The organism is Dyella sp. ASV21 (assembly GCF_016428975.1).
GTDB lineage: Bacteria > Pseudomonadota > Gammaproteobacteria > Xanthomonadales > Rhodanobacteraceae > Dyella.
Genome location: NZ_JAELTT010000108.1, coordinates 1 through 8,768, shown reverse-complemented (window position 1 = coordinate 8,768; position 8,768 = coordinate 1). Strand labels below are relative to the sequence as shown.

Here is an 8,768-nt window from a genome sequence, read left to right as displayed (position 1 = left end):
CGCACATGACCTGGCCGCGCGCTTGCGCAAGCGTTTCCGTGTTCAGCGAGAACACGGTCAGGCAATCGGGGCATTGGGCGTACATAGGGACCGCGGTTGTCGAACTGTGGCAAGCCTAGTGCAGGGCTCACCACAAAGCACGCACGCGCGGCGCGTATAGCGATTGGCTTCTCAGTCGCGACGACGCCCGCTGATGCGCACCCAGTCTTCCAGCATGTCCACGCGCAAGTCCTCGAACCATTCGGCGTAGCGCGCCAGCAGTTCGTCTTGCTGGCCGTGCAGGATGCCGGAGATGGCGAAGGGCGCGCCCGGCTTGGCGGCCGCGGCGAAGGTGGGCGCCAGTTCGCCCAGCGGGCCGGCGAGGATGTTGGCAACAAACACATCGGCAGGCGACGCGCAGGGATGCGCGGGCGTCGCGGACGCAGAAGTGGACGACGCTGTTGCAAAGTCCTCGGGCAGGAACAAGGCGAGGCGCTCGGCTACGTCGTTGCGCTCGGCGTTGTCGGCCGAGGCGGTAAGCGCCTGTGGATCGTTATCCACGCCCACGGCGCTGGCTGCGCCCAGCTTGAGCGCGGCAATGGCGAGAATGCCCGAGCCGCAGCCAAAGTCGATGACGCGCTTGCCGGCAAGGTCGAGGCTGTCCAGCCAGGCCAGGCACAGCGAGGTGGTCGGGTGCGTACCGCTGCCAAAGGCCAGGCCGGGGTCCAGGCGCACCACGACGATGTCCGGGTCGGCTGGCGGTTCGATGTTCCACGGATAGATCCACAGCCGGCGGCCAAATGGCATTGGCTTGAACTGGTCCATCCAGGCGCGTTCCCAGTCTTCGTCGGCCACGTCGCGGAACTGCATGTGGTCCGGCTCCAGCCAGGGCAGCAGATCGCCCAGCGCTTCGCTCAGGCCGCGGCGATCGGCGTCGGCGTCGAACAGCGCATTGAGCGTGATGGTGGGCCATAGCGGCAGTTCGCCCACGCCAGGCTCGAAGATGGCCTGCTCGTCGGGTGTCTCGGCGTCGGCATCCTGCAGGGTGATGGAGAGCGCCCCCAGTTCGTCCAGCGCTTCTTCCACACGCGGCTGCTGTTCGGAACGGATGGTGAGCGAGAGTTCGAGCCAGGGCATGGGGAGTTCCTGCGGATCAGGCCGCTATTGTCGCCGAAGTCAGGCGAGCTGGGGCGAGCGGGTTCGTGCGTTGTTGCGCGCGCCGGAAGGCGCGGGACGACCAGCTTGTCGGCTGTTGAAAAGCGCCTCCCGCTTTCGAGGGAGTGACGGCGTGGGGCGCAGTCTAGGACTCGGCAGGCGGCAGGCCGAGGAAGCTGTCGTGCTTGCGGTAGTAGTCCAGCGCGCGGGCGTAGTCGGCCACGCTGGAGGCGGCGTCGCGCCGACGCTGGGCAAACAGCACTTCGGCAAAGTCGGCCGCTTCCAGAAAGTGCTGCAGATCATGTTGCGCGGCGAACGGCGGCAAGGCCTGGCCGTGGTCCTGGATCAGCGCATCGTCTTCGTCGGCGACGTGCGAGAGATAGAGGCGGCAGTAGGGCGAGGTGATCTCGCCGCGGATATACACCCAGGCGTAGCGATCCCAGCCGTCGCCGTCGTCGAAGGCATCGCGGATGGCGTCGATCGCCTCGGGCAAACGCAGTAATTCGGACATAAGACCTGCTGCGAGGCGGGCCGCAAACGCGGCCCGCCTCGTCGAATCAGCCGCCGGTGGCGGCCTTTTCCTTCTGTTCGGCCATGCGCTTTTCCAGGTAGTGGATGTTCTGTCCACCCTGCTGGAAACCCACGTCGGCCATGATGCGCTGCTGCAGCGGGATATTGCACTTGACGCCTTCGATCACCGTTTCGGCGAGCGCCAGGCGCATGCGCGCAATGGCGGTTTCGCGGTCGGGTCCGTGCACGATCAGCTTGCCGATCATCGAGTCGTAGTTCGGCGGGATGCGATAACCGTCGTACAAGTGCGTATCCACGCGCACGCCCGGGCCGCCTGGCGCTTCGAAACGCTTCACCGTGCCCGGCGAGGGCAGGAAGCTGTCCGGGTCTTCCGCGTTGATGCGGCACTCGATGGCGTGGCCATGGATCTTGATGTCTTGCTGGCGGATCGACAGCTTCTCGCCGCCGGCGATCAGCAGCTGCTCGCGCACCAAGTCGATGCCGGTGATGAGCTCGGTCACCGGGTGTTCCACCTGGATACGCGTGTTCATCTCGATGAAGTAGAACTGGCCGTCTTCGTAGAGGAACTCGAAGGTGCCGGCGCCGCGGTAACCGATGCGCAGGCAGGCTTCCACGCACACCTTGCCGATCTGCTCGCGCAGTTCCGGCGTGATGCCCGGGGCAGGGGCTTCTTCCACCACCTTCTGGTGACGACGCTGCATGGAGCAGTCGCGTTCGCCGAGGTGGATGGCATGGCCTTGGCCGTCGGCGAGCACCTGGATCTCCACGTGGCGTGGATTCTCCAGGAACTTCTCCATGTACACCTGATCGTTGCCGAAGGCCGCCTTGGCCTCCTGCTTGGTCATGGTGATGGCATTGCCCAGGTGGGCCTCGGTGCGCACCACGCGCATGCCGCGGCCACCACCGCCACCGGCGGCCTTGATGATCACCGGGTAGCCGATGTCACGCGCAATGCGCATGTTTTCTTCGACATTGTCGTCCAGTGGGCCGCCCGAGCCGGGCACGCACGGCACGCCGGCAGCCTTCATGGCGCGGATGGCCTCCACCTTGTCACCCATCAGGCGGATCACGTCCGCGGTAGGGCCAATGAAGATGAAGCCGGACTGTTCCACCTGCTCGGCGAAATCCGCGCGCTCGGAGAGAAAGCCGTAACCCGGGTGAATGGCCTGGGCGTCGGTGATTTCCGCCGCAGCGATGATGCGCGGGATATTGAGGTAGCTGTCGACCGACGGCGCCGGGCCGATGCAGATCGACTCGTCGGCCAGGCCGACGTGCTTGAGGTTGCGGTCTGCGGTGGAGTGCACCGCCACGGTCTTGATGCCAAGACTGTGGCAGGCGCGCAGCACGCGCAGGGCGATTTCGCCGCGGTTGGCGATAACGACTTTTTCTAGCATGGGCATGATCGTCAGCCTGGTTTAGGCGATCACGAACATCGGCTGGTCGAATTCCACCGGCTGACCGTTCTCGACAAGGATGGCCTGCACCGTACCGGCCACATCGGCTTCGATCTGGTTGAACATCTTCATTGCTTCGATGATGCCCAGCGTCTCGCCGGCCTTCACCTGCTGGCCCACCTTGACGAACGCCGCAGCGCCCGGGGTGGAGGAGGCATAGAAGGTACCGACCATCGGCGCCTTCACCACGTGGCCGGCCGGTAGGCCGGCGTTGGCGGGCGCAGCCTCGGCGGCAGCCACCGGGGCCGCGGCGACCGGGGCCGCAGCAGCCGGCATGGCGACCGGAGCGGGCGCGACGGTGACGGTGCCCTTGGGCACGCGCGACAGACGGACGACTTCTTCGCCTTCCTTGATTTCCAGTTCGGCGAGGTTGGATTCCTCGAGCAGGTCAATGAGTTTCTTGATCTTGCGCAAGTCCATGATTCAAACCTTTTCGTTGGGGTTGCCGTGGCAACCGGAATGGGAATATGTGGCGCGGGCCCTGAGTCAGGAAGCGGCGGAGCCGGAACGCTCCAGCCGTTGCAGGGCGGCATCCAATGCCAGCCGGTAGCTGTCCGCGCCAAAGCCGCAGATCACGCCCACGGCGATGTCCGAGAGATAGGAGTGCTGGCGGAACGGTTCGCGCGCATGCACGTTGGAAAGGTGCAGCTCCACGAACGGAATCGCCACGCCCGCCAGCGCGTCGCGCAAGGCGATGCTGGTGTGGGTGAACGCGCCCGGGTTGATCAGGATAAAATCGGTGCCATCCACGCGGGCCTGATGCACGCGTTCGATCAGGGCGTGCTCGGCGTTGGACTGGAAGGCTTCCAGCGCATGGCCGGCGGCCTGTGCCCGGGCGTGCAACGTAGCGTCGATATCGGCCAGCGTGGTATGGCCGTAAACCTCCGGCTCACGCACGCCCAGCAGATTGAGATTGGGTCCATGCAGGACCAGGATCTTGGCCACGCCGTTACCTTGGGTTCCGCCGGCAGGCCCGGCGTCCGGCGCGGAGTGTGCGCGCCCCTGCGGATGTTGTCCAGTTCGACGCAGTTCGGCGATGTTTGACGGAGAAGTTAAAATAAAACCGTGCGGCGACGTATGGCGCCACAAACCGCGTCAGGGCGCGGTTGGCGCCAGCCAGGCCTTTAGTTCGGCGTCGTCCAGCGGCCCGCGCCGGGTATTCAATACGCGACCGTTCGGATCCAGAAGCACGCTGTACGGCAGCACTTCGCCGACGTTACCCAGTCGCAGCGAGGTGCTGGGGTGGTCCAGGCGACCGAGCAGGATGGGGTAGTTCACCGCGTGCTGAGCGAGGAAGGCCCGCACGCGTTCGGGGTCATCCATGGCGATGCCGATGACGATCGGCCCCTGTTCGCCGACGTTGGCCTGGGCCCTGGTCAGCGCCGGCATTTCCTGCAGGCACGGGCCGCACCAGCTGGCCCAGAAATTGAGCAGCACGCGGCGGCCGCGGTATTCCGGCAGCCGGTGTTCCCGGCCATCCAGCCCGAGCAGAGCGAGATCCGGTGCCCGTTCGCCCGGCTGCGTCACATGCACGCCGGCCGGCACGCGCGCGCGCTGGCTGGCGTGCTGCAGCCAGCCGCCGACACCGGCCACCAGCACGGCGAGGCCCAGGATGATCCAGTTGCTGCGACTGAGCATCACGGCGCCTCGGCGACCGGAGCGCCAGCGGCCTGATTCAGGGCTTCTTCCACCAGCGAGCGGGTGAGCACGGTGGGCAGCTTGCGGCCGTCGCCACCGTCACGCGGGAACACCACGTAGAGCGGTACGCCTGGCGAGTGATACTGCTGCAGGAACGCGGCGATGGTGGGGTTCACGTCGGTCCAGTCGCCCTTCATATAGACCGCGCCGGTTTTCTTGAGCAGGGCGCGGAAAGCATCCGTGTCCAGCACCGCGTGTTCGTTGGCCTTGCAGGTGACGCACCAGTCGGCGGTCATATCCACGAACACCGGCGTGCCGGCCTTGCGCAGCTCGGCCAGTTTCTCCGGCGAATAGGCGACCACGCCTTCGGCCACCATACCGGCCTGTGACGGGGGCGGCAGCTGGGTAAGCCCGTACAGCGGCAGCACGGTGAGCACCGCGAGCACCAGCACGGCCAGTTTGCTCAGTGCGCCCCCCGTGCGGCTGCGCTCGAACCACCACAGCGTGGCGGCGAGCAGTACGCCCGCCACCAGCACCAGGCCCACCGCATCGGCGCCGCGCTGGTGCGCCAGCACCCACACCAGCCATGCAGCGGTGAGGTACATGGGGAAGGCCAGCACCTGCTTGAGCGTTTCCATCCACGCGCCCGGCCGCGGCAGCAGGCGGGCCACGCCCGGCACAAAGCCCACCGCCAGGAACGGCAGCGCCAAGCCCAGGCCCAGCGCGAGGAACACCAGCAGCGCATGCAGCATCGGTGCGGCGAAGGCGTAGGCCAGCGCGCTACCCATGAACGGCGCGGTGCACGGGCTGGCCACGGCTACCGCGAGTACCCCGGTGAAGAAGTCGCCGGCATGACCCGAGCGCCCGGCCAGCGATTGGCCCACATTGCCCAGCGAGGTGCCGAACTGCACCATGCCCGACATGGAAAGGCCTACCGCCAACATCACGCAAGCCAGTCCGCCCACCAGCAGCGGTTGTTGCAGTTGCGCGCCCCAGCCCAGTGCATGGCCAGCCGAGCGCAGGGCGATGATGGCGATGCCGATGACGGCGAAGGTGCACAGCACGCCTGCCGTATAGGCCAGCGCGTGGCTGCGCGCGCGTGCGTGGCTTTCGCCGCTTTCCAGCAGCCCCACCGCCTTGATCGACAGCACCGGCAGCACGCAGGGCATCAGGTTGAGCACCAAGCCGCCGCCCAGCGCCAGCAACAGCGCGTAGAACAGGCCGACCTGCAGCGGGCCGTTGGCGAGATCGGCCGGTGGCATTTCCGGCGCCGGCGCCGTTGCATGGCCCGATGCGCCGCCACCCAGGGTGACGGTGAGCGCGCGCGTCATCGGCGGATAGCACTGGCCGCCTTCCTCGCACCCCTGGAAGCGGGCTTCCAGGGTGATCGAGGACACGTTGGACACGTCGCCCTGCAGGGCCACCGGCAATTCGAGCTGGTCGAAATAGACCGTGCTGTGGCCGAAGTAGGGATCTTCATGCGCGACGCCCGCCGGCCATTGCGGCGTGGCGAGCGTAAGGCCGCTGGCGTCCTTCAATTGCAGGTGGGTCTGGTCGCGATACAGGTAATAGCCCTTGGGCATGCTCCAGCGCAGCAACAGGTGTTGACCATCCTGGGCCAACGCCTCCAGCCGGAACGCCTGCTCGGCCGGCAGCGCCGCGCCTTGGGCGCCGCGATGGGCGCCCAACTGGCTCAAGGCAGCCCCGAGCGAGGCGGCTGGCGCGCTGGCGCCGGTGCCGGTGGGCAGTGCCAGGTCGAGCTTTTCGGTATGCGGCGGATAGCAGATCTTAGGATCCACCTCGTGGCAGCCCTGGTATTGCACGCTCAGGGTCAGGCGGGCGGTGCCGGGAGCCAGCGTGTAGGGCACGCTGGCGTCGACGCTGTGGTGATAGGTCTCCACGTCGCCCAGGTATTCGTCGTGATGCTTGGCGCCGTCCGGCAGCTGGGCTGCGTCCAGGGTGACGCCGTCGCCGGCCTTGAACTTCATGCGGCCGCGATAAAGGTAATAGTCCGGCGCAATCTCCCAATGCAGCTTCAGCACGCCCGGCGTGGAGGCATCCGCGCTGAGCTTGTAGGCCTCGGTCACGGGCAGCAGGCCATCGGTATCGTCCTGCGCAAGGGCCACGCCGGTCAGCGCCAGCCACAGGCAAAGCAGGGTAGAGAAGCGAACGGCCAGTCGTCGGCCGGAAGAGATCAGACGCATTGCGGCTCCAGCGGGGAGGGCCCGCGCTGGAACGCGGGCGAACCCCGATTATGGCCCAGCTTGCCCGTCGGGGCCGACCGCCGCTGGTCAGGGTTGTTCCGCCGCCACCTGCAGGCGCTGTGCGCGTGGGCGTAGCAGGCCGGTGGTCAGCGCCACGCCGAACAGGATCACCACGCAGCCGCCCGCCATGCTCAGCGTCACCGGCTCGTGCAGGAAAAGTAGCCCCCACAACACGCCGAACACTGGAATCAGGAACATCACCACCATGCTGCGCGAGGCGCCGACGCGGGCCATCAATCCATAGAACAGCACGTAGGCGAGCGAGGTGCAGACGGCCGCCAGGCCCAGCACGGCGAGCCATGACGTCCATCCCGGCGTTTGGGTGGGCCACAACCATACGGTGAAAGGCAGCAGCAACAGCGCGGCGGCCAGTTGGCTGCCGGTCGCCACGCTGAGCGGCGTAACGCCACTGCGTAGGCGGCGATGGCTGTAGTGCGCGCCGAAGGTGTAGCAGATGTTGGCGCCCAGGCAGGCGGCCATGGCCCAGCCGACTGCATGCACGCTGCCACTGAAACCCACCGTGCCAACCACCAGCCACACCACGCCCGTGAAGCCGACCACCAGGCCGCTGGCCTGGATGGGGCTCAGCTTTTCGCCCAGCAGCATCCAGCCCGACAGCGCCACCAGCAGCGGTGCGATGGCGTCGGAAATGGCGGAGACGCCGGCCGGCAGGCTCTTCGCCGCGAACGAGAACAGCACAAACGGCAACGCCGAGTTGGCGATGCCCACGATGGCGATATCGCGCCAATGCGTGCGCATCTCGCCCAGGCGTGCGCGCGTCAGCAGGGGAATCGAGCAGATCGCCGCGCCAATGGCGCGCATGCCGGCCAGCGCCATGCCGCCAAACTGATCCGCGCCCATGCGCATGAACAGGAACGAGGCACCCCAGATGGCTCCCAGCAACAGCAGCGCGGCAACGTCGAATTTTTTCATGGCGATGGCATCGAAAGAGGGGCGCGATAAAGCGTAAGGGGCGGCAGTGTCAGAACCTGTCAGCAGACTTCAGCGCGCGGTGCTGGCGCCCCGGCCGAACAGCACGCGGCGTTCGTCCTCGGAAAGACTCTGCTTAGGGGCATAGGCGTTCTCCACCCCTTCATAGGTACGCTGCGTGGCGGGCCGGGCGGACATGGCCGCAAACCAGCGTTCCAATGCGGGGAAGTCCGCCAGCTGCTGCCCATGCGCCGCGTGCGGCACGATCCAGGGGTAGCAGGCGATATCGGCGATGGAAAACTCGCCGGCAATGAACGCGCGGTCGGTCAACTGGCGGTCGAGCACACCGTAAAGGCGCGCCGTTTCGCGCGTGTAGCGCTCGATGGCGTAGGGCACCTTCTCCGGTGCGTACACATTGAAATGCCCAATCTGCCCGGCCATCGGCCCGAGCCCCGCCATCTGCCAGAACAGCCATTGCAGCACCTCGGCGCGGCCGTGGATATCCGTGGGGATGAAGCGGCCCAGCTTTTCGGCCAGGTACAAGAGGATCGCGCCTGATTCGAACATCGTCACCGGCGCGCCGCCACCGAGGGGTGCGTGATCGACGATGGCGGGAATCTTGTTGTTCGGCGAAATGGCCAGGAAGGCCGGCTGAAACTGCTCGCCCTTGCTCAAGCTCACCGTATGCGTGGTGTAGGGCAGGCCCGCTTCTTCCAGGAACAACTTCACCTTGAGGCCGTTGGGCGTGGCGGCGACATACAGGTCGATCATGGCGGTGCTTCCTCGATGGCGATGGGGGCAGTCTGGGTCACGTATT

Annotated in this window: 10 protein-coding genes; all 10 read right to left on the bottom strand. The window is 66.6% G+C overall.

Features of this window, described 5'->3' with window-relative positions; translation table 11 throughout:
• The coding region (locus JHD67_RS20270; RefSeq protein ID WP_343214406.1) for an MJ0042-type zinc finger domain-containing protein at positions 1–85 on the bottom strand (85 nt) is incomplete at its 3' end.
• 86 nt (positions 86–171) lie between these two features.
• Positions 172–1,116, bottom strand: a complete 945-nt coding sequence (prmA, locus tag JHD67_RS20265; protein WP_199100977.1) for a 50S ribosomal protein L11 methyltransferase — start codon at positions 1,114–1,116, stop codon at positions 172–174.
• 163 nt (positions 1,117–1,279) lie between these two features.
• Complete coding sequence (locus JHD67_RS20260) at positions 1,280–1,645, bottom strand: hypothetical protein (protein ID WP_199100976.1); 366 nt, start codon at positions 1,643–1,645, stop codon at positions 1,280–1,282.
• 46 nt (positions 1,646–1,691) lie between these two features.
• Positions 1,692–3,059 (bottom strand): acetyl-CoA carboxylase biotin carboxylase subunit, encoded by a 1,368-nt coding sequence (gene accC, locus JHD67_RS20255; RefSeq protein WP_199100978.1) that lies wholly within the window; start codon positions 3,057–3,059, stop codon positions 1,692–1,694.
• Positions 3,060–3,080: 21 nt separating this feature from the next.
• The gene (gene accB, locus JHD67_RS20250) at positions 3,081–3,539 is read right to left on the bottom strand and encodes an acetyl-CoA carboxylase biotin carboxyl carrier protein (RefSeq protein ID WP_199100975.1); all 459 of its coding nucleotides are present in this window, start codon (positions 3,537–3,539) and stop codon (positions 3,081–3,083) included.
• A gap of 66 nt (positions 3,540–3,605) precedes the next feature.
• Positions 3,606–4,064, bottom strand: coding sequence for a type II 3-dehydroquinate dehydratase (gene aroQ / locus JHD67_RS20245; RefSeq protein WP_199100974.1), 459 nt, complete (start codon positions 4,062–4,064; stop codon positions 3,606–3,608).
• 150 nt (positions 4,065–4,214) lie between these two features.
• Positions 4,215–4,757, bottom strand: a complete 543-nt coding sequence (locus JHD67_RS20240) for a TlpA disulfide reductase family protein (protein WP_199100973.1) — start codon at positions 4,755–4,757, stop codon at positions 4,215–4,217.
• Positions 4,757–6,961, bottom strand: a complete 2,205-nt coding sequence (locus JHD67_RS20235) for a protein-disulfide reductase DsbD (RefSeq protein WP_199100972.1) — start codon at positions 6,959–6,961, stop codon at positions 4,757–4,759. Before JHD67_RS20235 ends, JHD67_RS20240 begins: the two co-directional genes overlap by 1 nt.
• Before the next feature lie 87 nt (positions 6,962–7,048).
• Positions 7,049–7,954, bottom strand: a complete 906-nt coding sequence (locus tag JHD67_RS20230; RefSeq protein ID WP_199100971.1) for a DMT family transporter — start codon at positions 7,952–7,954, stop codon at positions 7,049–7,051.
• Positions 7,955–8,023: 69 nt separating this feature from the next.
• Entirely contained in the window at positions 8,024–8,722 is a 699-nt protein-coding gene (locus tag JHD67_RS20225; RefSeq protein WP_199100970.1) for a glutathione S-transferase N-terminal domain-containing protein, read from the bottom strand.
• Positions 8,723–8,768 lie beyond the last annotated feature (46 nt).

Excerpts from the sequence above, each read along its gene's own strand:
- prmA (WP_199100977.1), bottom strand. The coding sequence starts at position 1,116 with ATGCCCTGGCTCGAACTCTCGCTCACCATCCGTTCCGAACAGCAGCCG.
- JHD67_RS20260 (WP_199100976.1), bottom strand. The coding sequence starts at position 1,645 with ATGTCCGAATTACTGCGTTTGCCCGAGGCGATCGACGCCATCCGCGAT.
- accC (WP_199100978.1), bottom strand. The coding sequence starts at position 3,059 with ATGCTAGAAAAAGTCGTTATCGCCAACCGCGGCGAAATCGCCCTGCGC.
- accB (WP_199100975.1), bottom strand. The coding sequence starts at position 3,539 with ATGGACTTGCGCAAGATCAAGAAACTCATTGACCTGCTCGAGGAATCC.
- JHD67_RS20240 (WP_199100973.1), bottom strand. The coding sequence starts at position 4,757 with ATGCTCAGTCGCAGCAACTGGATCATCCTGGGCCTCGCCGTGCTGGTG.
- JHD67_RS20235 (WP_199100972.1), bottom strand. The coding sequence starts at position 6,961 with ATGCGTCTGATCTCTTCCGGCCGACGACTGGCCGTTCGCTTCTCTACC.
- JHD67_RS20230 (WP_199100971.1), bottom strand. The coding sequence starts at position 7,954 with ATGAAAAAATTCGACGTTGCCGCGCTGCTGTTGCTGGGAGCCATCTGG.
- JHD67_RS20225 (WP_199100970.1), bottom strand. The coding sequence starts at position 8,722 with ATGATCGACCTGTATGTCGCCGCCACGCCCAACGGCCTCAAGGTGAAG.